We start from the raw sequence: 22,628 nt of genomic DNA, 5'->3' as shown, positions 1-22,628 counted from the left end.
AAATCGAAACGGGATAATATGACGGCTATCTGCATAGCTTCAATGATTAGCTCTATAGTGGCGTTCATCACGCTTTGAGGGAGATGGTAAGGGGTGAGAGGTTTAAACGTTCTCAAGGGCATTCTGGTGGTTTTAGGTGGTGTATTCTGGATCGGGTATTTGTGGGTATACAGGCCGGAGATCGGAGAGATAGCGACTGTTGCTATATTCACGGTGGCGCTTGTGATCGCAACGGATATAAGAAAAATGTTTATCGGGACGATCTGCTTTCTGATCAGCGCGCTTTCTTTAGCATCATTCGGGTATTTGTACTTGGAGAGCATCAAGCAGCTTATTGTGATGCTGTTGGTCGCTTTACCGATGGCGTCGGCGATGTTTCTGCATGTGGCTGAGCAAGACTCAACGGAGGAATGGTGAAATAATATGGCATATAGAGTCTATGACGATCGAACGGATGAAACGATTTTTGAAGCGTTTGAGAGTAAAGATTGTGTGTGGTTCATCGAATGCAACTATGATGAAAACGATGACGATTACGAACATATTTTCATCGAGAAAATAAAGTAGCGGCCGGAGCCGGGAAAGGAATTTAGAAATGAAGTTCGGTATTTATTTAGATGGAATCTTGATGGAGAAGTTTAATTCTCCAGAAGAAGCATATGAAGCAGGACGATCTGCTTTTGAAGAAAGTGGTTTATTTCATGAAATAAGGTTAGTGCATCCCTTTGAAAAATCGATTGAAATGGCTTTCGGTGAAGATGACGAGGGGGAGGATGAGGATGTCTGAAAAAATAATTGATGAAGTAAAATATTTAATGACTTTGACTGATGATGAATTAAACGAATTATTAATTAGTGAAAAATATAATAAAGCAAACTTGCGGGAGCTGGTTAGGCGGACTTTGAAGGTTGCAAATGAGTATAAAAAAGCCTTTGAATACGAGATAAGCGAAGAGAAAAAAGAAACTGATGAAGCATTAAGGCTTTATGACGAAGAGAGGCGGCAGATTGATGTCTAAAACCATGGATGAAAAAAGAAAAGAACTACTCGGAAAATTAGAAGGTTTTCGAAAGGCATCAGGGAATAAAGTGACTCTTGAAAAAATGAGTACCGAGCAGTTGGAAAACTTCTATAAATCTTTAATGCACACTGAACCGATATTTAGGGTTCTGAGCCAGTTGGACGATAAGCAACGACAGAAGTTCTTTCGAATCGGGCAGCAGATACTTTCTAGGCATTTCAAGATATAGTGGTATAAGGAGGAAACGGAATGAAAAAGGAACACGTCAAGACAGTTTATTCAAACAGCAGTCAAGAAGCGATCGAACACGCAAAGCGTGCATGGCAATTAGGTTTCGGGGTGGATATGGAACAAACGCGACTACAAAGGCTTGTCGATGCTTATGGTCAGCCGGATGAAGATAAAGCATTTCGTGTTCATATATACAGATTTATCGAAGAAGGTACGCGAGCCATGGTATAATAAAAGTAGATGAAAATAAAATAAACGTCCTAGATGGAAAGCCTGCGGACACTGAACTTACAGCTTTTACGCTGTTTGTTTGGTGTCCGTTTTTTATTTTCGCAACTTTTCAGTCACACCCCACGATCACTAGGGTGTCAAAAGGAGGCTGAAAACATGAAAAAGATCAAAAAGAATACGCAAAAAAAGCCGGAGAAGCTCACTGAACGGGATTTAAGGAACCTGATGGATACAAACAGGCCCATCTATAAAAGAGCCAAAGGCGGGGCATTCAGACAACGATAAGGGGGCATTGATTATGAATAAAAAAGAGATCGAAAAGCTGGTTTGTAGTTATCACTGGATGGCAAAAGAGGTTCAGAGGTTGCAAAGGGTGCTTTACGGTTCTGACATCCCTATGCGGAGCTGGGGCGTTGCTCAGTACGGATTAGAAGCTGCCATGCCAAAGGGAAGCCCCGGCAAGAGTCAGGCTGAATTAAAGCAAATGGACTTGAGAGAGGAACGGCTTTTCAAACGTCTTGAATACTTCGAGGAACGCGTATACGCGATTGAGGCGGCAGCAAGAACGATCGAAGGGGAGCAGCACAAAGTGATTTATGATTGCATGATGGAAGGAATGAGCTATCGGGCTATCGGCATCCATCTCGGCATATCGCGGGAAACCGTAAGGAGAATGAAAGACGAGATCATCTGCCAGTTGTGCCAAAATTGCCGCATTGTGCAGTTGTTGAATCCGGAAAAATCCGTCGTGTAAAATGGAAGGCAGGACGGGGAGGCAGGTTCCCCCGGTTAACCACAACACAAAATTAGGTGGGAAAGAGCTCTATGCCTTAATAGGTGTAGGGCTTTTTTGATACAGCATCAGCCTTCTCCTATTGGAGAAAGGCCAATGCAATGGAAATTATGACTGAGGCAAGGGATTTAATGTCTAACTTTGAATCAAATTCTATCTTTACATTTGCTTTTATTTTGAGCATCATTCTCACCTCCATGAAATAATACCCGTGGGAATCGGGTTTCGCACAAATTTACGACTAACTCATCTCACTATTAAGTTGCGTATATTCCTTGTAAGGTGGACAAGAAAACCGTTCGACAAATTTCGCGAAAGGTTCCATTATCAATCTATTTCCCTAATAATAGGTTGAGGAGGTGAAATAATGATAATTAGCGACGAGAATGTTAAACAATATTTTCAGCATGTCAAAGAACCTATTGATGAATGGGCGATTTTCCTTGGAGAGTATAGTCAAAAATTGGGTCAAGATACCGGGGCAACTAATGTCAGACTTACTCAATTTATTAAACTGAATGACAATGAAACCCTAATCGTTTGGGAAGTAAGTTAATGCAATGAACACCCTTCGCGGGGTGTTTTTTTGTTCTCTGTAAAACGCGTCCAGTGAATCTCAGAATAGACAATCGGCGGCTGAGAGAGGCCTCTGAGTGTGGACGCGGTTTAGAGAGAATATTTTTCAAAACAAACACAAACCAGAAGGGGGCGGCGGGTGAATGTAGATGGCCGAAAAGCACATTCAAGCACAAAAAGATTACGTCAAAGGAATGAAATACAAGGACCTTGCCGAAAAGTACGGGGTGTCAGTGAACACCATCAAGTCATGGAAGAGACGGCACGGTTGGGAAAGAAAAAAGGGTGCACCCATTGAAAAAAGTGTGCACACAAAAAAGGTAGGTGCGCCACCCGGCAATATAAACGCTTTGGGGAATAAAGGCGGCGCAGCACCAAAGGGAAATCAGAACGCAATGACTCACGGCTTTTTCTCCAAGTTTCTCCCGGAGGAAACGCTTGAGATCATGGAAGAGGTTCAGGAGCGCAGCCCGGCCGATATGATATGGGATCAAATTCAGATCCAATACGCGGCCATTATCCGGGCGCAGCGGATCATGTTTGTGCAGGATAAGGACGATATGGCAAAAGAAATGAAAAAGGCGAAATACTCTTATCACTTGGAAAAAGATGAAGACGGTAAAGAGCAACTAAAACAATCTGCTGATGAAGAAGAATATGAAATTCAATTCGCTTGGGATCGTCACGCAACCTTCTTAAACGCTCAATCACGGGCAATGGGTGAGCTGAGAAGCCTGATAAAGCAGTTTGACCAACTGGCTCACGAAGAAGACGAGCGGCGGCTTAAATTGGTACAGATGCGCTTGAACATCGAGAAGACGAAGGCGGAAGTAGATCGACTGACCAATAATGATGATGACGCACCATTCGAAATTATCATCAAGGATAAGGGGGAGCGATGATGGAAAAAGAAGTGAACCCCCGTTTCAGAAGCTTTCTTTTTGATTGGTCGCAGAAGTTTTATTTCCTTGTCGGTGGTTATGGATCGTCAAAAAGCTATCATGTTGCTCTTAAGCTGATTCTGAAGCTGATCCAAGAAAAGCGGACAGCCTTAGTCGTCCGAGAAGTCTACGACACCCACAGGGATTCGACTTTTTCCCTGCTCGAAGAGATCATTACCGATTTAGGGCTGGATCATAAAATCCGATGCGTCAGCTCACCGATGCAAATACGATTCCCGAACGGTAGCAAAATCATCTTTAAAGGGATGGACAAGCCGGCCAAACTGAAATCGATCAACAACATATCGATTGTTTGGATCGAAGAGTGTTCGGAAGTGAAATACGACGGATTTAAAGAGCTGTTGGGGCGCTTGCGGCATCCGACTCTGAAGCTCCATATGATCCTATCAACAAACCCCGTGAGCAAAGGGAACTGGTCGTATAAACACTTTTTCAAAGATGAGGTAAATCGGTTCTTTGTCTTGGACGATAAAGAGCTTTACAAAAAGAAAACCATCATAAAAAACAACACCTATTATCATCACTCCACAGCCGATGATAATTTATTTTTGCCTGAAAGCTATATCGAGCAGTTGGAAGACCTAAAAACCCACGATCCAGACCTTTACCGCGTTGCCCGGAAAGGTCGTTTTGGCGTTAACGGAAAGCTTGTTCTGCCACAGTTCGAAGTGATGGAGCATGAAGAGGTCATGAAAGCGATCAGGGCAATCGACAGGCCGATTTTAAAGAATGGCATGGACTTTGGTTTCGTTGATTCATATAACGCCTTGGTACGTATGGCGATCGACCATAAAGAAAAGATTTTGTACATCTACTGGCAGTATTACAAAAACGACACGACCGACGACAAAACGGCGGAAGACTTGAAAGATCTTAAACGCGTTTTGATCAAGGCGGACAGCGCGGAGCCTAAAACAATTCGATTCTTTCGGCAGCAAGGCTTTCTCATGAAGCCCGCAAAGAAGTTTCAAGGCTCGCGGTTGCAATACACCAAGAAAGTAAAACGATTCAAGAAAATTATTTGCTCCGATCAATGCCCCGATGTCATTAGGGAGCTGAAGGACCTTACTTTCGCAGTCGACAAAGACGGGAACATCATCGAGGACGAATTCAACATCGATCCTCATACATTCTCGGCCATTTGGTACGGCTTGGATGATTATGAGGTATCAAACCTTAAAGGGCATGGGGTAACAAGGAGGTTTAGAGATTGATAAAATTCTTAGATCAAATCAGAAAAAGTGGCATATCAGGGGATTTAATTTCCCAGATTATCGAAGCGCATAAACCGGACCGTGACCGGATGAAAAATTTATACGATCGATATAAGGCGGAACCTAATGGCGTGCCGATTCTTCAGAGGAAAGCGGTCGATTATGAAGACTTTGAAACCGGGCGCATCAAGCGGATCGACCATAAAGTCAATAACAAGCTTAACGACTCCTTTGATTCCGATATAGTCGATACCAAGGTCGGCTATTTATTCGGCCATCCAATCGCATATGAGGTGGATGATAAAAAGGCTTCCTTAAAGCAACTGATCGAGGATTTCAATTTGAGAAACCACGTTCCTGACGAGGACAGCGAGTGGGGGAAAATGGCCACTATTTGCGGTTATGGCGCTCGTCTTGCTTACGTGGATAAGGAAGGGGAAGAAAGGATCAAAAATATCGATCCTTGGGAAGTAGTTTTTCTCACTGACGGAAATATCCATGAACCCGAATATGCTTTGCGATATTACGAGACATATGATGGGCAGCAAAAAGCGGAGTTTTACGATGACACAACTATTCACTTTTACAGTACAAAGGACAGTGCAGTTTTTTCCGAAGACGAGAAGAAGCCCCATATGTTTAAAGGCTGCCCATTGTTCGGATTAGCCAACAATAAGGAGTTAAAAGGCGATGCCGAGAAGGTATTGTCTCTTATTGATGCCTATGACCGTACGCTATCTGACGCCAGCAACGAGATTGAGCAGTATCGTTTAGCGTATCTCGTTCTGAAAGGTCTAGGCGTGGATGACGAAACCATGGAAAAACTGAAAGAAACCGGGATTCTACAGCTGTTAGAAGAGACTGACGATGTTAGCTATCTTACGAAGGACATCAACGACACCATCATTGAGAATCATTTAAACCGACTAGAAAAAAATATCCTTCGTTTCGCTAAGTCAGTCAATTTTACAGACGAATCATTCGCCGGCAATGTCTCAGGCGTTGCTATGAAATACAAGCTGATGGCCCTTGAAAATAAATGTATTACGATGGAACGGAAGATGACGGCCGCCCTTCGGTATCAGTTCAAAATCCTTTTTTCTGCATGGAGAAAAAAGGGCAAGGCCAGTGAAGACGACTATCTAAAAATATGGTTTGGCTTCAAGCGCAACCTGCCGGCAAATATCCTCGAAGAGGCTCAAATCACAGGAAGCCTGAAAGGGCTTGTCAGCGAAGAAACACGGCTTTCCTTACTGTCATTTGTGGATGACGTTCAATATGAGCTCGAGAAAATGAAAGAAGAGGAAGAGGAATACAGAAACAGCATGCCGCCGTTGACTGACATCGACACAGATCAGGACGATGGCGGTGACGAAGATGAACCAGAATGATATTGACAAGTACCTTGATGACATGATCACCGAGGACGCGAAAAAGATTGATGTCGTTTTCGCTGAGCGCCTTAAAGAAATCAATCAGCAGATTGCCCTTTTATATGCGAAATACAGCACAAACGGGCAACTGACTATGGCTGATTTAAATAAATACAACCGGCTTAAGAAAGAAATGGAGCGTATGACAGAGGAATCCTCAAAGGCATTCAAAACAATCCTGACGATTGTCGAAGCGTTAGCCGCAAAACAATTCCTTGAGAACTATATGCGCTCTGCTTACCTCTATGAAATGGAAGCCGCAGTTAACCTAGGCTTCAGTATACCGACAACCGAGGTGATCCGGCAGGCCATTCTTAACCCGATAGCAGAATTGACGCTTTCCGCAATATACAAGCGGCATCGGGATGATTACGTCCGTCAAATACAAATCTCTATTGCACAAGGCATACAGGCGGGCGAGGATTATTCGAAGATAGCGAAACGCATTGAGAAAAACACCGAATTTGCTCGTAGAAAGGCCCGTGACGTGGCGAGAACAGAGGTTCATAGGGTGCAAGTCTTGGGAAGGCTGAAAAGCGCTGAGAAGGCCTCAAAAAAGAGCAAACTCGAAAAAATGTGGAATGCCACGCTTGACCTGAAGACAAGAGCCGGGCACAGGAAGCTCGACGGGAAGACGGTTAAACCGACCGGATTGTTCAAATCGATTTACGGCGGTGTCGGGCCGGCGCCCGGACAAATGCACAACCCCAAGGATGATATAAACTGTCGTTGCACAATCGCGTTCAAAGTAAATGGCGTTTTGCCAGATACGAGACGAGCAAGAAAAGACGGTGCGGGGGCAGGCGAGACTATCCCATATCAAACGTATGAAGAGTGGTACAAATCCATTGAGAAGAAAGGGAAATGACATGGGAAAATACGATTTTTTGACGGTTGAATTGTGTTCAGAAGTCATTTGCGAGCATAACGGGATGGTTCATGTTGCTGTTACGGTCGACGGGTCATTAGCGGGCATTTTCGTTGTGAGTGAATCCGAATATGAAAGGGTGTTCTTAAATGGCTAAATTAGAGATCAAATTGACGGAAGAAGCGCGGAAAAGGAAAGAAGAGAGACCGGAAAATGTAGGGCTTGTATGCTCGGACTATGATGTTTTAATAGACGGCCACGAACCGACGCATTTAACTGATTTAAAGCTTTCTATGAGAGTCGGAGAGTTTAACGAAGCTACAGTAACATTTGTCGTTGATGAAATTGACGTTGACGCCGAATTTTTAGCAGCACTCGAAGCGAAAATCGAAGCTGACAAAGTATCGGTGACATCGCCTGAAGAAACGACAGAAGACACGACAGACGAAGAGTATACGGAAGCGGGGGAATAACATGGTCAATGACAGCGGAATCTGGCGCGAAAAAGCTGTAGACGCAATGGGCAAACTCGTGAACTTGCTCGAAAGAATTGAGAGCGAAACTGAAAACGAGCTATTCGGGGAGGGGGACAAATAACATGTCGGTGAAAGATGTTTTATATTTGGATGACGAAGAAAACAAACGAATTAAGCGATTAATAGAAATGCAGGATGTCGCTGCTAGGTTTGGAGACAACGAAGGATATGACGAAATTTATCGAGAGTTGAAACGATCGCTTTTTATACACGAAAAGTAACAGTCGCCACGTAGCGGCTTTTTATTTTGTCCTGAGCATGACGTTAAAAGGCTTATTTTTTATGCACTCATAACAGGCGCGCACTGTAGAGGGCAAAGGAGGAAATCAAAGTGAATTTAGAAGAAGTCAAACAATTTCTCAATGACAATAAAGAAAATGCAGACGTAAAGGCATATCTGGAAGAACTTTCGGCCGTGTCAGCCGACAAGGTGAAAGGTTTTCTGGAAACAGATGAGGGGCAAAAACTGATCCGGCCTAAATTGGATCAGCACTTCACAAAAAGCCTTGAAACATGGAAAGCAAACAATCTCGATGAACTTGTGAATGCCAAAGTAAAAGAGCTGTACCCAGAAGAAACCGAGGAACAAAAGCGCATTCGGAAGCTTGAGCAAGAGCTCGAGAAGCAGCAGAAAGAAGCTAAGCGCGAAAAGCTCATGAATACGGCGATTTCTTACGCATCTGAAAAGGGATTGCCGACTGATCTTGTTGCTTATTTCCTTGGGGATGACGAAGAAACGACGAAGAGCAACCTTAGCACTCTTGAAGAAAGATACCATGCTGCTGTTCAACAAGCAGTCGAAAACAAATTCAAAGAGAACGGCCGGACCGTGGAGCCGGGTGGCGGTGGTTCTGGTCAAGGTGGAAATTTAGATATTGGTTCGCTTGCTGCTGAAGCAAGTATCAGAAAATAAGGGGGAAAACAGAATATGAGTTTTGATCCAAATAACGTATTGATGCAGGATGCAGTCGACGGAAAAGTTCCGGCTGACAAAGGAACGCTAGTCTTAAAAGATTTCATGACGCGTTCAGCTGTCACGCAACTAGCAAAATATGAAGAAATGAAAAAGCCTGAGAAGACATTCACTTATCTTGCGTCTGGTCCCGGAGCTTACTGGGTTGGTGAAGGCGAGAGAATCCAAACGTCAAAGGCTACATGGTTAGATGCCAAAATGGTATCTAAAAAACTCGGGGTCATCATCCCAGTTACAAAAGAGTTTTTAAGATACACGGTTGCAGACTTCTTTACAGAAATGCGCCCGGCAATTGCGGAAGCTTTTGCCATTAAATTTGACCAGGCTGCGCTTTTTGGAGTCAATTCGCCATTCGGTACAGGTGTTTCTGTATTCGAAAAGGCACAAGCAGCAGGAAACACCGTTGTTTTGAATTCTCTAGGCAACCTTTACGACGAATTAAATGCAGTCATGGCACTCACTGAGGACGCTGACAAAGACGTGAACGGCTTTACTACTACGCGTCGTTTTAAATCAAAATTACGTGGTGCCAAGGATGGCAACGGCAATCCTATTTTCAACGATCCGAAAAACGGGGCTCCTTCAGATGTTTTGGGTCTGCCAATCGGTTATGTTGATTCTAAGTCATGGGATTACACAAAAGCGATGCTATTGTCTGCTGATTGGGATTTTGCTCGTTACGGTATACCGCAAGGAATGGAGTACAAGATTTCTGAAGATGCAACATTGACAACAATTGTAGATGCAGACGGCAATCCTATCAACTTGTATGAGCGCGATATGGTTGCTCTCCGCGTGACTCAGCAAGTCGGATTTATGACACTCTCTGACGAAGCATTTGCGGCTCTTACTCCAGAAAAGGAGGCGTAATATATGAGTTTCACATCGAAAAACTACAAGACTAGTGGCGGCGATAAGTGGGTTATCGGTGGCGAACTGGAAATCAAATCAGGCGCAAAAGTATCCGGTCTACCCGCAGGAACCCCGGGTCCTGACAGCATCACTTCTGAAATGATCGGGGAAGGGCAGGTCAGGAACCGAAATATCGGTGACGGATCTGTAAATAGTCGTAACATCGGAAACGGCAGTGTGCAGAATAATCACATTCAAGCCAAGGCGGTCACGCTGGAGAAAATGGGCGATGATGTAACGGCCAAATTTACAGACATCGAAAACCGCCTCAAAGCGCTGGAAGGCTCGGGAGGTTCTTAATTTGATAATTACAGACGGTTCTATAATTTTGAATGTGTCAGAGAAGGCGTATAGGGTTGTCTATGCGCCTTTTGGCTTCAAAAGGGTAGAAGATGCGGAAGAAGTTGCCCATGAGGCTGATGCGCCATTTGATCTTTTTGAAATGACCAAAGAACAACTGGCTAAAGTAAACAAAAGCGACATCATAGCCTTTTTGGAGCAGCAGGAATTTGAATTTGATCCAACCGCCAAAAAGGACGAACTGATCAAAGTCGTTTTGGGTGAAGAATAGGGGGCCATCTTGATGGATGTCCAGACTATCAAAACAATGCTCGGGATAACCACAGATAGGCATGACGCTTATTTGAAAGAGGTTATTCCCCTTTTTATTGAATTCGCGAGGGATTACTGCAATAACAAGTTTCTTGTTAATGGCGAGGAAAAACTGCCGGGGGGCGTAAAGCTGTTTGTCGCAAAAGCGATCGAGTTTAATATGTCGCCCTCGAATTTAAGTGGTCGAAGCATGGGCGATGTATCTTACTCTTTCGAGACGGAGCTGCCGGAAACCGTTATGCGTCACTTGAAACCTTATAGGATTTTGAGGGTTAAATGATGATTTACGAATACGATGAATTCCCACACACGTTCACTGTTCAGAAGCTTGAGAAAGTGCCGGATGGTGGGGGTGGATACGAGGAAAAGTATGTAGATTTCATTACAATCAACGGTTTCGTTTGCGGGGTGAGCTCTCGGGAATTTTACCAAGCGCAGCAGTTGCAGAATCCTGTTGACTGCAATGTGTATTACCCATACCGCACCGATATTGATAAAACAATGAGGATCATCTATGAAAATAAAATTCTCATATTCAAGTCGGCGCCGATCGATCAGGGCGGCATGCACGAGATCATGAACCTCAAATGCGAGGTTTCGGGGGTGCTTGAAGACCATGGCTGAGGTTAGCGGCAGATGGGTAAGGCAGATGCGAAGGGCTACAGATGAGTTCAGAAACCGTGTTATCGATGACGTAAAGCAGATTGTTACCGATACAGCCGAGCTGATTTATAGTCATGCTGTTTTAAACGCCCCGACAGCTATGATAGATGGCGGTAATCTGAAAAACTCTATCGAGATCGACTATAAAGATGGCGGCCTGACAGCGGTAATATCTGTCGGAGCGAGTTACGCGATTTATGTCGAATACGGAACCGGTATCTATGCTGAAGACGGGAACGGCAGAAAAACACCGTGGGTGTATTACGATACCAAGCTCAATCAGTGGGTTTTCACCCGGGGGATGCGCGCGCAGCCATTCTGGAACCCGGCAGTTGACGAAGGTATGCGCTATTTTGTAAGTCAAATGCGATAGAAAGGGGCTGTTATTATGCGGTCAGCCATGTGGCCGTTGCAGACAGCTATATTCAAAAGGCTTTCAACTGATAAAGAGCTGAATGCACGCGTCACTGGTGTGCTTGATGCAGTCTCGAAAGATCAGAAAAAGCCATATGTGACAACTGGCGATGATGACGTTTCGCCGTTTGAGACAAAAACGTCAAAAGGCGAGATTATCAATGTCGTTTTACACTGCTGGAGCGACTACAACGGCAAAAAAGAAGCTATGCAAATCCTTGATTTGATGCTGCAAGCATTAACGAAAGAGCCCCTAGAAATAGAGGGCTTTTCTTTATGCCGTTCTGAGATGAGCGGAATGCAGGTGATTACCGACATAGACGGCTACACAAAGCACGGCATTCTCAGAATGCGCTACACAATAAACAACTGAAAGGATGAAAAATATGCCAGATTTATTGAATGGTAAAGATGAGGTTTACTTTGTCCAACCGATGAATGCCACTGGAACAGAAGGGCTTTTCATCGCTTTCCAAACGGAAGGTAACCACACGAAAGAGCAGGATACAGTCGACGAGACGACAAAATCCGGCCGGATCGTTGGCTATGGTCCGAAATCGGAAAACATTGAGCTGACATATTATGCAGCCGTGACCGACCCCGGACAGGACGCGATCGAAAAGGCTTATGATAACGAGGAAGCAATTCAGGTCTGGAAGGTAAATCTAAACTTGAATGAAAATCAAAAGCATACATCTGAATATGGTCATGCGATTATTGAGAGCTTGGAGAAAAGCGCGCCGCAGGACGGCTTTATTGAGGTTTCAACGACTCTTCCTGTTCTGGGAAAAACGTTCAAGGGTGAATTAGCTCCATTACCTCAAAGTCTCCTTAATGAGATCAGATCTTCTGCGGGCGCAAAAAAATTCATGCAGTTTGGGGAAGAAGGCAAAACTACACCCTAATGCGCCCCAAAATCTATCGTTCACGGCTACTACTGACAGCGTGACCGTGAAGTGGGAACCGGTAGATGGGGCGACTTCATACAATGTGTACAGGGGTGCCGACAAAAAACTTGATGCAACTGTTACGGGTACATCCCACACCCTGACAGGAATTGCGCCAGATACTAAACTGACTGTTAACGTATCTGCTGTTAATTCTGCCGGCGAATCGCCTATGACTGAAATTGAAACAAGGACGAAACCGGCAGAGGCCTAAATATTCACTTTGAAAATAAGATCATGAGAGCTCGGGCAATAGCCGGGCTCTTTTAAATTTAAAAACAATTTGGAGGTTTTATACATGGCTTACTTAACAATTGACGGAAAAGATTATGCTGCACGTTGTGACTTTGCTTTTGATAGAACAGCAAACGAAAAATATGCAAAAGAAGACAAGAACGGTGACAAGTCTGGAGGAACATTATCAATCTATCTAAGCCTATTAAATGATGACGCGGCTTACTTATCTGCATTTTGGGATTGTGCACTTGCTTACCTCAAAAAAGGAAAGCCTTCTGTTGAACAAATCGAGGAAGCGCTCGCCAAGATTATCAATGAAGATGAAACAGGTAATGCAGCAGATGAATTGATCAAAGAAGCATTCAAGACGTTGGATTCCGCGGGTTTTTTCAAAGGAAAGATCCGTCAGCACTGGAAGATGATCGAAAAGATGGCGCAACCGAAGAAAGTGAGTCCGAACGAGACGCCAGAAATGGAAGCAAAACGTCTGGAAGAGGACGAAGCCAACAAGGAGATGCTCGAAATGATGAAAGAAGCATACAACGAGAAAACGGGATCGACTACGACCAAGTAATTGTCAATGCGGCTCGTTGGCTAAATGTCCATGACATCGACTTAATCATGTCTTGGACACCCAAAGAATACAAGTTGCTCATAAAAGGGGCGAAATTGAAAGAAATCGATCAATGGGAGCGCATGGCGAGAAATGCAATGTTTCACCGTTATGCGCTCAATGAAAAACGCCCAAAAGAATCAAAAATGTTTGATGCGAGAAAAGCAAAGCGTGAGCTTGAGCGAGACATCACAGGTGACGCAAACAACTGGCGATCATCAAACGTTAATGAGCTGGGTTCTAAAGCCAAAGCTGTTCAGCGTTTTAACGATGCCATTCGCGCTCATTTTGGAAACCAATTGTAGAAAAGGGGTGGGGGTATGATCGAAAGGCTGACTGCAATCATTGAGGCTGAGACGAGAAAATTCAACAGGAGCATGGAACGTGTCAATGATATGATGCGCCGTATGACTGACCATCAAACTGTTGAGATCGAGGCGGAAATTGCAAGCTTTCAAGCAAGAGTCAGGGAAGCAGAACAGCAGATTGATCGTTTTATCCATCGGCATGAAAGAACCCGAGTAGATTTAGACGCAGACTCAGACGCCGTACAAAGGGCTGTATCAGCGGCAAGGACAGAACTTGCCTCATTACCCAACCGAGTAACGACCAACATCAACGGAGATACTTCGGATTTAACGCGGGCAGTCGCTACTGCACAAGCTGAAACAAGGTCTTTGCCAAAGAGGGTATGGATCAAAGTAGAGGCGAGAATTGACCGTTTTGAAAATAACATGAATCGCCTTGCCAAAATCACTAACTCGGTTTCAACAGTCATAAGTCATTCGCTTGCGGGTGCCTTTACATCCGTATTACCTGCAATTTCCCCGGCTCTTGCCAGTATTACCGGCGCTATTGGATCACTGGGTCCGATGCTCGGCGTGGCGTCCGGCGGGGTTATGGGGCTTGCGAGCGCATTTTCGACCGCAGGAACCGGCGCGGTTGCCTTTGGCGCTGTGGCAGTATCTTCTCTTAAAGGTGTGTTTAAGGCCTCAGATGACTTAAACAAGCTTCAACAGAAGTTAGACGAAACAACTGACGCAAAAGAACGCGCAAAAATTATGGAGAAGATCAAAGTTATACAGCAGTCTTTGGGAAAAGAAGAGAAGAAGGCGCTTGCGACTTTGGAAGATTTCAAGGCCAACTGGACGGAAATATCAAATTCTGTTCAGAAGCCTATACTAAAGACCTTCACGAGCTCGCTGACGACGTTCAAAGGCGTTCTGAATAGTTTAAGACCCATGTTTAAAAGCGTGGCAAATGGCGGCCTTGAATTAGCGAAAAGCATGAATGCTGCATTTAAAGATGCGGATATGAGGCGTTTTATAGATTTCATGAATAAAAACGCAGGTCAAGCCTTTGTTACATTCGGCAAAATTGCCGGCAATGTCCTGCGTACTGTGATGAATTTAATCGTGGCTTTTGGTCCACTGGGTAATGATATGGCTGCAAGCATGGAAAAAGCGACTGCTTCATGGGTGAAATGGTCAGCAAATTTAGGTTCGTCGAAGAAATTCCAATCATTTGTGGAGTATACGAAAACGAACGGCCCTAAATTATTGCAGATTATCAGGAACTTATCAGGAGGCTTGACGAAGCTTTTCGCTGGCTTTGCGCCGATGTCTCAGGACATGATGACATCCCTTGTCGAAATGACAAAACGATTCAATGAGTGGGCGGGAAGCGTCACCAAAACAAAGGAATTCCAAGCATTCATTGACTATATTAGAACCAATGGACCTACAGTATGGAGCACATTGGGAGAAATATCAAAAACTATTATCAACCTACTTGTTGGTATGGCTCCTTTAGGCCAAACCATTCTGCAAACTGTAAACGGGTTTTTAAAGTTTACAAATGCGGCAATGCAAGCAAATCCAGCGATAGGACAGTTTATTGCGGTTGCTATTTCATTAGTGGGGGCGTTAAGAGCTATCGTTCCTGCAATGGTCGCCGTTAGTGCTGTGACAAATGGACTGAAAGATTTCAAGGTTGCAGCAAGTTATCTGATAAACTTCAGAAATACTGCGGCAGGCATAAAGTTAGCTGGGCTTATCACTCAATTAAAAGGAGCAACAATAGAGGTAGGGCAATTTATCGCAAAATACGCGGCGGCGGCAGCGTCGTCTACTGCCAACGCTGTGAAAATGGCCGCCTCTTGGACTGCAATGAAGATTTCAGCGCTGATAACGTCGTTAAAAAACGGCATTATCCAGATGGGGCTATGGATCAAAAACATGGCACTAATGGCGGCGCAATCAATCGCCCAAGCAACACGCACAGCCACGGCTTGGACCATTATGAAAATCTCTTCATTTATCACCATGCTCCAAACCGGCATTAGACAAATGGCTCTTTGGATCACTCAAATGACTGTCATGGCAGCTCAATCGTTAACGCAAGCTGCACAGATGGCAGCGGCCTGGACGGCGGCAAAGATCAGTTCATTCACTTCTTTTTTGATGAATGGGATCCAACAAATGATCTTGTTCGGGAAGCAGCTTGTTGTATTAGCGGCTCAAGCATTGGCTCAGGCTGCAAGAATGGCCGCGGCTTGGGTTATGGCGATGGGTCCTGTTGGCTGGATCACGACGGCGGTCGTTGGGTTAGTCGCGCTCATCATTGCAAACTGGGACAAAGTGAAACAGTTCACCCTTCAAATTTGGGGTGTGATTTCTGAATGGCTAAAAGGAGCATGGGAAGGAATAAAGGCGGCCGCGACAGCAACATGGAATGCTATCACGTCCTTTTTCTCTACCGTTTGGAATGGGATTGTATCGACTGCAAAATCGATTTGGGGCGGCCTGTCGTCTTTCTTCAAAGCTCAGTTCAACCTATACAAAACAGTATTCACGACCGTCTGGAATGCTATTAAAGGCTTTGCTTCGTCCATTTGGAACGGAATTGTAAATACCGGAAAGTCGATCTGGAACGGTTTGAAATCCTTCTTTTCGGGTTGGCTAAATGCTCAGAAGAAGATTTTTTCAACGGTCTGGAATGGAATCAAAACGGTTCTTTCTTCTGTATGGAAAGGCATAGTTTCGACAGGAAAAAGCGTGTGGAATGGGCTGAAAAGCTTTTTCTCAACGCTTTTAAATTTCTGGAAAAATGTATTTAAAACTGCTTGGAATGCTATAAAAACTGCGGTTTCATCTGTTTGGAAGGGTATTGTATCTGTCGGTAAAAGTGTTTGGGGTGGCTTGAAATCCTTTTTCTCTGGTTGGCTAAACGGGCAAAAGAGTTTATTTTCCAGCGGCTGGAACGCTGTGAAATCTGGCGTAACAGGGATCTGGAAAGGCATGACTTCAACCGGAAAGAATAGTTTTAATGCTTTAAAAGGCGCTGCTTCAGGCATCATGAATGCAACGAAAGACCGAATTAAAAGCATCTGGAACGGCGTTATGTCTTTCTTTAAAGGGATAAACCTCGGCTCGATCGGTCGGGACATTATGCAGGGTCTAATAAATGGTGTCACTGGCATGTGGAGCGCTGTGACGAGAACGTTCTCAAGACTTACAAACGCAATTCCAAGCACCATTAAAAAAATTCTCGGTATCCACTCTCCATCCCGGGTTATGCGGGATCAAGTCGGTTATCACATTGGCACGGGTATGGCTGCAGGTATCGATAAGTCACAGTCAAAAGTGAAAGCCTCTGCTGCACGAGCGGCAAAAGCAGCACAAAAAGCGGCAGAGATCAAAGTAAGCAACAAAATAAAGAATGCTGAGGTTAAATTCGACACCAAAAAAATGGGGGCGGCTGCTTACATCAAGACTCTGAAGAAAATTCAGCAGCAGAATAAGCTGACGGCCGACCAAAATCGAAAGATTCAAAGAGAAATCTATCAGGCTACCAAAAGCGCCTCAGATAAACAAAAGAGGCTTCTGAAAGAACAGCAGCGTAAGGAAGCAAAGGCGAAACTCGCTTACACGAAAAAGGTTTCTGATCAGATTAAGCGAGCAGAAGCCAAATATGACACGGGTAAAATCAGCGGCAATACCTATATCAAAACACTGGAGAAAATCAAGAAAAAGAACAAGCTGACATCTGATCAACAAATCAAAGTTCAGCGGGAAATCTATCAAACACAAAAGGCAATGGCCGACAAAGTCAAAAAGCAGAAGGAAGCCGAGAAAAAGGCTGCCGACAAGATCAACAAAGGCATTTTGTCAGCGAATAACACGTACCTTTCCAAATTCAAGAGCATCAATGACAAGTTAACCGCAGACATCAAGGCGGCCAACGATGCCTATAAGAAGGAATTACAAGACCGAGCAAACGCAATATACAGTGCGATCGGTCTATTTGACGATGTTTCAAGCGAGAAGGTTTCCGGTACAAAACTTACCGACAACCTTAAAAAGCAACTGGACAAAATCAAATCCTTTAATTCTGACATTACAAGCCTTGCAAGCAGAGCGCCGAAAGAGTTTGTAGATGAATTGAGACAAATGGGTGTTGGCTCTGCTGACCAGATCAATGCGATTGCCCGCATGTCCAGTTCTGAGCTAAACAACTATATAAGCCTCTGGAAAGAAAAACACGCTCTTGCAAGCTCGCAGGCGGCGGAAGAATTGTCAGGGCTTAAAGAGGAAACAGCAAAGAAAATACGAGAGTTGCGATCTGCTGCCAACAAGGAATTAGATTTGTTGAAAAACGACTATCTCCGCAAAATCGGCGAGCTTTCGGTTAATGTCAAGCAGTTGGGTTCGCTTAAAAAGAGCGGCAAGGTTATCGGTTCAAACACAATGGCGGGAATTATCTCTGGGATGAAAAACATGTCCGGGGAACTCGAGAAAGAAGCGAAAGCCATTGCGGCCACAATTGAAAAAACAATCAAGAAAAAGCTGAAAATCCATTCTCCATCAAGGGTAATGAGGGACCAAGTCGGAATGATGGTGCCGGCCGGTATCGCTGTTGGAATTCAGAGCGGTATTGGTGCAGTTCAAAAAGCGATGAATGTCGTCAGCGATGCAATAAATATTCAGCAAGAGGACCTGAATCTCGCATACGACACATCCATTTCAAGTGGTGATATTGGTACTGTTTCAAACGAATTGAGCTCCGAAATCAAAAACCTCGAATTACCAGATAGAACAATAGTAATCGAGATGGACAGCAAAAAAGTCGGACAGGGAGTAGAAAAGCCCGTAACTGACGCGCAAAGAAGATCAAACGCAAGGAGGGTGAGATTTAATTGATCAACTATCAGGATTTACTTCCTAACCAGTGGAAAATTACATTTGATGGGGTCGATATTTCACCCTTCTTTTATGTGAAATCGACTAGCGGCCGGGGCGTAATGGGGCGAGAGGTCAACACAGCCACCATCGGAAATCGTCCCGGCGGCTTCCTCCGTGGAGTCCGAGTCCCTGTAAGGGTCATAACTATTGAAGTGCTTTTCGCCTTCAGCAGCGAAGAAGAATTGAAAAAGAAGCAAGAGGAATTGACATACATTTTACACACAGACGAACCGAAGCCCCTTGTATTTCATGATGAGCCAGATAGAACCTATTACGCCGTCTTTGAAAGTATTTCGGAGAACGAAGAGCAGGGAGGCATTCAGTCGGCTACACTGACATTCATTTGTCCTGATCCTAAAAAATACGGAGAACCAAAACAATATGTATTTGATCCGGGTATACAATCATTCACTAACCCGGGTTATGCAGATATTGAGCCGAAAATTGAATGTGTTTTTACGGAGGCAGGCACTTCTTATGAAGTGTCTTTTTTAAATGATGATGAATCTATTTATAAAACAATTAGAGTAGTCTACAACTTTATCGCTGGCGATACTCTCGTTATTGATTCGGCCAAAAGGAAAGTGACGTGCAACGGAAATTTAATCATGGCCGCACTGCAAGTACAGTCAGACTGGTTCAACATACCACCTCAAAGGCCGATAAAATTGAAATTTAGTCACAAGAGCAGCATCAAGTTTGATGTTGCTTTTTTGTAAGGAGGTTCGTTTATGGCTGACATGTATATTCTGTCACCTGATGAGGAAGTCCTCACGGTACTGTCCAGCGACGGACAAGAGGCATGCAAGTTTTGGGATGCGAAATACAAAGAAGAGCTGAATAAAGGCTCTTCTTTTTCTTTTGTGGCCGACGCCTCGCATCCTGATGCTCGTTATTTGGTTGAAGAAAATCAAGTTATTTTTAAGGATAAGGATGGCCTTCTCAAGCTTTTTGTGATCAAAGAGCTGGACGATGCAGACGAAAACGCAGAGATTAACACGCTTGTAACGTGTGAAGCTGCAATGATGGAACTGGCTGAAACCTTTGTGAAAGACTTCCGGCCGACGGAAAAAACAGCACAATATGTTTTGGATCGTGTGCTTTCCCGTTCAAGGTGGGAGGCGGAGGTCACAGCAGCGCTGGGGACAAACTCAACCACGTTTTATAAGAAATCAGCCCTTGAATGTATTTCCGAGGTTTTAAACCTCTGGGGTGGTGAGCTTCAGGACTATATTGAGTTTGAAGGCAATAAGATCACCCGGCGGGTTTTGAAAATTCTTCCCCGTCGCGGAAAAGACAGCGGGAAACGCTTTGAAATAGATAAGGATACCGAAAAGATCAGCCGTACAGTTATCAGCTACCCTCTGACGGCTTTATGGGGGTATGGGGCTTCTATACCTTCAACCGACGAGAACGGCGAAGAGACGGGCGGCTACACACGTTTTATTGACTTCTCCGAGGTAGAGTGGAAAAAGTCAGAAGGTGATCCCGTCGACAAGCCTTTAGGTCAGGAATGGGTTGGCGATCCGGATCTTTTAAAGCGATTTGGCCGTCTCAAAAACGGCGAAAGAATCCACAGAGAAGGACAATTCAGCAACGAGGATATAACTGATCCAAAAGAGCTTTTAAAAGCGACATATAACCACTTGATAACCGAAGCGTCGAAGATTGAAGTCAATTATGAGCTATCTGTCCAACTGCTTCAAAATGTGCCCGGATATGAGCATGAACATGTTGAATTAGGGGATACGACTATCGCTATAGATCGAAATTTCGCTATTCCCATAGAGACAAAACAGCGGATCATATCGATGGAATATGACATCACTGATCCAGACAACACTTGCGTGGTAGAAATCGGTCAATTTTTATCGGTGCTTCAAAAGGATGATCGGATACAAAAGATACAAGACACAATAGACCGAAACCGTGGGAAATGGGATAGCGGCGGCGAAGTGACAGACGGAAGCTTCCCTGACACCATCCCCCCTGTTCCATCAAATGTGAAAATCGAGTCATTATTCCAAGGCGTTTCAATTTCGTGGGATTATAACCCGAGCTCATATATCGCAGCTTATGAGGTTTACGCGTCCCCGGTTAAGGGCTTTACACCGTTACCTGAAAACCGGATATTTTGGGGGAAAGGAAGCAAGTGCGAACATTCGCCCGGCGTTGACCAGGTCTGGTATTACCGGTTGCGAGCGATCAATACGCACAAAACGGCGAGCGAATTCACCCCAGAGTTTACAGGGGTTACACGGAGGATTCTAACTGATGATATCCTTTTCGGATCGATCACGGCTGACTTATTAGCAGATTTAGCCGTCAAAGCTGACAAGATTTCACGAGATTTTGAGGACGCAAACATTCTGCCGGGTTCTATCCTTAACGCGCCTGATATTTATACTGTAAATGCAAAACGGTCCGTTAACTATGCAGCAAACGGATTCAATGAAGTTACTGTGACGAAGAACTCGACATCATACTCTTATTTTGGGATTACAACGAGGGGACGTCCGACATTAGCACTTACAAAAGATCAAGTATATACACTTTCATTCGAATTAAAGAGGTTGACGACAAAAAACTTTTCCTATATTCGATTACTGACGGAGAGCGGCGCATCATACGACATAACGAACAATCTTTCTGATATTTCCAGCTATCCAACAGATGAATTTGTTCGTTTTGATGTTGTATTTACGGCGCCGGCGACTTTCAGCGACGGACGGCTCGGCATCGGCGGCAGAACTGTAAAAAATGGAGATTCAGCGGAATTCGTTTTGAGAAAGCTGCAAATTCGGCGGGGGGACGTCCGGAAAGATTTCGGTTTCAGCCCTTATGATACACAGCTAACGGACGGAGTAATCACAAGCCAATACGTTCAGGATGCTGCCATCGTATCAGCGAAAATCGCGGATGCGGCCATCACGTCGGCCAAGATTGCAGAAGCGGCTGTCGGTTCGGCGGCTATTCAAAACGCAGCTATCAAAAGGGCGCATCTGGAAACGGCGATCATCGGAACGGCTCAGATCGAAGATGGGGCCATTACAAATGCGAAAATTGCCAACCTGTCGGCTGACAAGATCAACGCCGGGACAATCAAGGGGATTACGATTGAAGGTTCATTGATTCGCGGCGCCCGGTTCGAGGCTGCCGGACAAAGTGAGGATTTCGAATCATGGATACAGGACGGAACCTTTTATCAATGGACAAAAAATGCAGATACCGACGAATACAATGAATTGACCATAACATCGGGCATGCTTAAACAAGAAACGGGCAAATTGGATTATAACGAAAAAAGAGAACGTTATACCACAATCGAGATGGGAAACGGTAAGCTTTCCATATACGGCACGCCAAGTGTGGGACAGACTTATGCTTCGCCAATTATTGATATGTATTCAGAAACAAGCGTAAAAGACAATTCAGACTACGAATTTACTGAAGGTGAAGCTGGCCGGTTTAGAATGTGGGAAAAAGGTGCTGAGGTCATCGACGCTAAAAGTCTATACTCTATAACAACCGGAGGTTATTATACGACAAAGGATCGATTAGATGAAGGAAAATACGGAACTTTCCACCCGAGTATTTATCTTGCACGTTTTGATGGTCCTGATTCAATGTTTCGATTTAAGCCACAAAATTTTGATGTTGTAGCCAGCGCTGGTTTGCGTTTGAAGGCTGGGAAAAGAATGCTATTCGATACCCCTGAATTGATATTGCCGGCCGGGACAAAAATCGTCGCAGGAAATAATACGCCTTATCCACCTTATGCAGCCTTAGTTGGTAGTATCGAAAGTAGTATAACCGACACATACGGAAAATTACAGTACAGTTTAGCTGTATGTCTTAAAGAAATTAATTTAACAATGCCACCGGATGGTGGGGCGACCGCAACCAAAACTTTTGATTATAAATTCATTATAGACGGAAACGGCAAGCCGGCTGAAAATATTTTTGCTGTTTTCCCACAACTGTATGGGGCTTATTCTGACGTAATAAATGTGGGAATCCAAAATCAATCTTCAAGTGGATTCAAAATTGTTTTGCGGGGAAATGGAGTATCTTCAGGTATCACAAGTCGAGAAATAACAGTTCGTCTATTAGTTTTCTACGAAGTACCGTAAAAAAGAGGTGTTGCT

Annotated in this window: 32 protein-coding genes; all 32 read left to right on the top strand. The window is 44.3% G+C overall.

The genetic code is table 11. From position 1 onward, the window contains the following. Positions 1-93 precede the first annotated feature (93 nt). The 32 genes from NSQ39_RS13645 (at position 94) to NSQ39_RS13490 (ending at position 22,613) form a co-directional block, all read left to right on the top strand. On the top strand, positions 94-417 hold the full coding sequence (locus tag NSQ39_RS13645; protein WP_341015438.1) for a hypothetical protein: 324 nt from the start codon (positions 94-96) through the stop codon (positions 415-417). Positions 418-423: 6 nt separating this feature from the next. Next, positions 424-567, top strand: coding sequence for a hypothetical protein (locus NSQ39_RS13640; protein WP_175075716.1), 144 nt, complete (start codon positions 424-426; stop codon positions 565-567). A gap of 28 nt (positions 568-595) precedes the next feature. Next, entirely contained in the window at positions 596-787 is a 192-nt protein-coding gene (locus NSQ39_RS13635) for a hypothetical protein (RefSeq protein ID WP_341015434.1), read from the top strand. After that, on the top strand, positions 780-1,019 hold the full coding sequence (locus NSQ39_RS13630; protein ID WP_341015432.1) for a hypothetical protein: 240 nt from the start codon (positions 780-782) through the stop codon (positions 1,017-1,019). The genes NSQ39_RS13635 and NSQ39_RS13630 overlap by 8 nt, the downstream gene beginning before the upstream one ends. Next, positions 1,012-1,251 carry a hypothetical protein gene (locus NSQ39_RS13625; RefSeq protein WP_341015428.1) on the top strand — a complete coding sequence of 80 codons (240 nt, stop codon included), beginning with the start codon at positions 1,012-1,014 and terminating at the stop codon, positions 1,249-1,251. Before NSQ39_RS13630 ends, NSQ39_RS13625 begins: the two co-directional genes overlap by 8 nt. 20 nt (positions 1,252-1,271) lie before the next feature. Then, positions 1,272-1,484: a hypothetical protein gene (locus NSQ39_RS13620; RefSeq protein WP_341015426.1), complete on the top strand. Its 213-nt coding sequence runs from the start codon at positions 1,272-1,274 to the stop codon at positions 1,482-1,484. Positions 1,485-1,640: 156 nt separating this feature from the next. Further along, positions 1,641-1,769, top strand: a complete 129-nt coding sequence (locus NSQ39_RS13615) for a hypothetical protein (protein WP_269449650.1) — start codon at positions 1,641-1,643, stop codon at positions 1,767-1,769. Positions 1,770-1,782: 13 nt separating this feature from the next. After that, positions 1,783-2,238 (top strand): sigma factor-like helix-turn-helix DNA-binding protein, encoded by a 456-nt coding sequence (locus NSQ39_RS13610; RefSeq protein WP_341015421.1) that lies wholly within the window; start codon positions 1,783-1,785, stop codon positions 2,236-2,238. Positions 2,239-2,644: 406 nt separating this feature from the next. Beyond that, the gene (locus NSQ39_RS13605; protein ID WP_341015420.1) at positions 2,645-2,833 is read left to right on the top strand and encodes a hypothetical protein; all 189 of its coding nucleotides are present in this window, start codon (positions 2,645-2,647) and stop codon (positions 2,831-2,833) included. Between the two features lie 169 nt (positions 2,834-3,002). Further along, positions 3,003-3,755, top strand: a complete 753-nt coding sequence (gene terS, locus NSQ39_RS13600; protein WP_341015418.1) for a phage terminase small subunit — start codon at positions 3,003-3,005, stop codon at positions 3,753-3,755. Then, entirely contained in the window at positions 3,755-5,029 is a 1,275-nt protein-coding gene (locus tag NSQ39_RS13595) for a PBSX family phage terminase large subunit (RefSeq protein ID WP_341015416.1), read from the top strand. Before terS ends, NSQ39_RS13595 begins: the two co-directional genes overlap by 1 nt. Next, positions 5,026-6,420 (top strand): phage portal protein, encoded by a 1,395-nt coding sequence (locus NSQ39_RS13590; RefSeq protein WP_341015415.1) that lies wholly within the window; start codon positions 5,026-5,028, stop codon positions 6,418-6,420. Before NSQ39_RS13595 ends, NSQ39_RS13590 begins: the two co-directional genes overlap by 4 nt. Further along, positions 6,407-7,330, top strand: a complete 924-nt coding sequence (locus NSQ39_RS13585; RefSeq protein ID WP_216899131.1) for a phage minor head protein — start codon at positions 6,407-6,409, stop codon at positions 7,328-7,330. Before NSQ39_RS13590 ends, NSQ39_RS13585 begins: the two co-directional genes overlap by 14 nt. A 1-nt stretch (position 7,331) precedes the next feature. Then, complete coding sequence (locus NSQ39_RS13580; protein ID WP_164918166.1) at positions 7,332-7,487, top strand: hypothetical protein; 156 nt, start codon at positions 7,332-7,334, stop codon at positions 7,485-7,487. Beyond that, positions 7,480-7,803, top strand: coding sequence for a hypothetical protein (locus tag NSQ39_RS13575; protein ID WP_341015410.1), 324 nt, complete (start codon positions 7,480-7,482; stop codon positions 7,801-7,803). The genes NSQ39_RS13580 and NSQ39_RS13575 overlap by 8 nt, the downstream gene beginning before the upstream one ends. Position 7,804: 1 nt before the next feature. Beyond that, positions 7,805-7,927, top strand: a complete 123-nt coding sequence (locus tag NSQ39_RS13570) for a hypothetical protein (RefSeq protein WP_341015408.1) — start codon at positions 7,805-7,807, stop codon at positions 7,925-7,927. A 1-nt stretch (position 7,928) separates the two neighbouring features. Continuing rightward, a complete protein-coding gene (locus NSQ39_RS13565) occupies positions 7,929-8,087 on the top strand; it encodes a hypothetical protein (protein WP_157759343.1) in 159 nt (52 codons plus the stop codon). A gap of 110 nt (positions 8,088-8,197) precedes the next feature. Further along, the gene (locus NSQ39_RS13560) at positions 8,198-8,779 is read left to right on the top strand and encodes a DUF4355 domain-containing protein (protein ID WP_216899133.1); all 582 of its coding nucleotides are present in this window, start codon (positions 8,198-8,200) and stop codon (positions 8,777-8,779) included. A gap of 15 nt (positions 8,780-8,794) precedes the next feature. Beyond that, complete coding sequence (locus tag NSQ39_RS13555) at positions 8,795-9,709, top strand: phage major capsid protein (RefSeq protein WP_216899136.1); 915 nt, start codon at positions 8,795-8,797, stop codon at positions 9,707-9,709. Between the two features lie 3 nt (positions 9,710-9,712). Then, positions 9,713-10,051, top strand: coding sequence for a hypothetical protein (locus NSQ39_RS13550; RefSeq protein WP_175075705.1), 339 nt, complete (start codon positions 9,713-9,715; stop codon positions 10,049-10,051). A gap of 1 nt (position 10,052) precedes the next feature. After that, positions 10,053-10,322, top strand: coding sequence for a hypothetical protein (locus tag NSQ39_RS13545; protein WP_175075704.1), 270 nt, complete (start codon positions 10,053-10,055; stop codon positions 10,320-10,322). A 12-nt stretch (positions 10,323-10,334) separates the two neighbouring features. Beyond that, the gene (locus NSQ39_RS13540) at positions 10,335-10,643 is read left to right on the top strand and encodes a phage head-tail connector protein (protein ID WP_065894636.1); all 309 of its coding nucleotides are present in this window, start codon (positions 10,335-10,337) and stop codon (positions 10,641-10,643) included. After that, on the top strand, positions 10,643-10,987 hold the full coding sequence (locus NSQ39_RS13535) for a phage head closure protein (protein ID WP_065894634.1): 345 nt from the start codon (positions 10,643-10,645) through the stop codon (positions 10,985-10,987). Before NSQ39_RS13540 ends, NSQ39_RS13535 begins: the two co-directional genes overlap by 1 nt. Continuing rightward, positions 10,980-11,399, top strand: coding sequence for an HK97-gp10 family putative phage morphogenesis protein (locus NSQ39_RS13530; protein ID WP_065894632.1), 420 nt, complete (start codon positions 10,980-10,982; stop codon positions 11,397-11,399). Before NSQ39_RS13535 ends, NSQ39_RS13530 begins: the two co-directional genes overlap by 8 nt. Positions 11,400-11,414: 15 nt before the next feature. Next, complete coding sequence (locus NSQ39_RS13525) at positions 11,415-11,813, top strand: DUF3168 domain-containing protein (RefSeq protein WP_046131983.1); 399 nt, start codon at positions 11,415-11,417, stop codon at positions 11,811-11,813. 13 nt (positions 11,814-11,826) lie between these two features. Then, positions 11,827-12,345, top strand: a complete 519-nt coding sequence (locus NSQ39_RS13520) for a phage major tail protein, TP901-1 family (RefSeq protein WP_175075703.1) — start codon at positions 11,827-11,829, stop codon at positions 12,343-12,345. Next, on the top strand, positions 12,275-12,601 hold the full coding sequence (locus NSQ39_RS13515; protein ID WP_175075702.1) for a fibronectin type III domain-containing protein: 327 nt from the start codon (positions 12,275-12,277) through the stop codon (positions 12,599-12,601). Before NSQ39_RS13520 ends, NSQ39_RS13515 begins: the two co-directional genes overlap by 71 nt. An 84-nt stretch (positions 12,602-12,685) precedes the next feature. Continuing rightward, positions 12,686-13,198, top strand: a complete 513-nt coding sequence (locus NSQ39_RS13510) for a tail assembly chaperone (protein ID WP_046131985.1) — start codon at positions 12,686-12,688, stop codon at positions 13,196-13,198. Between the two features lie 95 nt (positions 13,199-13,293). Beyond that, complete coding sequence (locus tag NSQ39_RS13505) at positions 13,294-13,542, top strand: hypothetical protein (protein WP_236809585.1); 249 nt, start codon at positions 13,294-13,296, stop codon at positions 13,540-13,542. Between the two features lie 15 nt (positions 13,543-13,557). Continuing rightward, on the top strand, positions 13,558-18,438 hold the full coding sequence (locus NSQ39_RS13500; protein ID WP_341015389.1) for a hypothetical protein: 4,881 nt from the start codon (positions 13,558-13,560) through the stop codon (positions 18,436-18,438). Then, on the top strand, positions 18,435-19,199 hold the full coding sequence (locus tag NSQ39_RS13495) for a distal tail protein Dit (protein WP_216899140.1): 765 nt from the start codon (positions 18,435-18,437) through the stop codon (positions 19,197-19,199). The genes NSQ39_RS13500 and NSQ39_RS13495 overlap by 4 nt, the downstream gene beginning before the upstream one ends. A gap of 12 nt (positions 19,200-19,211) precedes the next feature. Then, complete coding sequence (locus NSQ39_RS13490; RefSeq protein ID WP_341015386.1) at positions 19,212-22,613, top strand: prophage endopeptidase tail family protein; 3,402 nt, start codon at positions 19,212-19,214, stop codon at positions 22,611-22,613. The last annotated feature ends 15 nt before the right edge of the window (positions 22,614-22,628 follow it).

The sequence above is a fragment of the Bacillus sp. FSL W8-0848 genome (assembly GCF_038007805.1).
GTDB classification, from domain to species: domain Bacteria; phylum Bacillota; class Bacilli; order Bacillales; family Bacillaceae; genus Bacillus; species Bacillus glycinifermentans.
The sequence above is the reverse complement of the archived record's forward strand: the minus strand, read 5'-3'. Positions and strand labels throughout refer to the sequence as shown.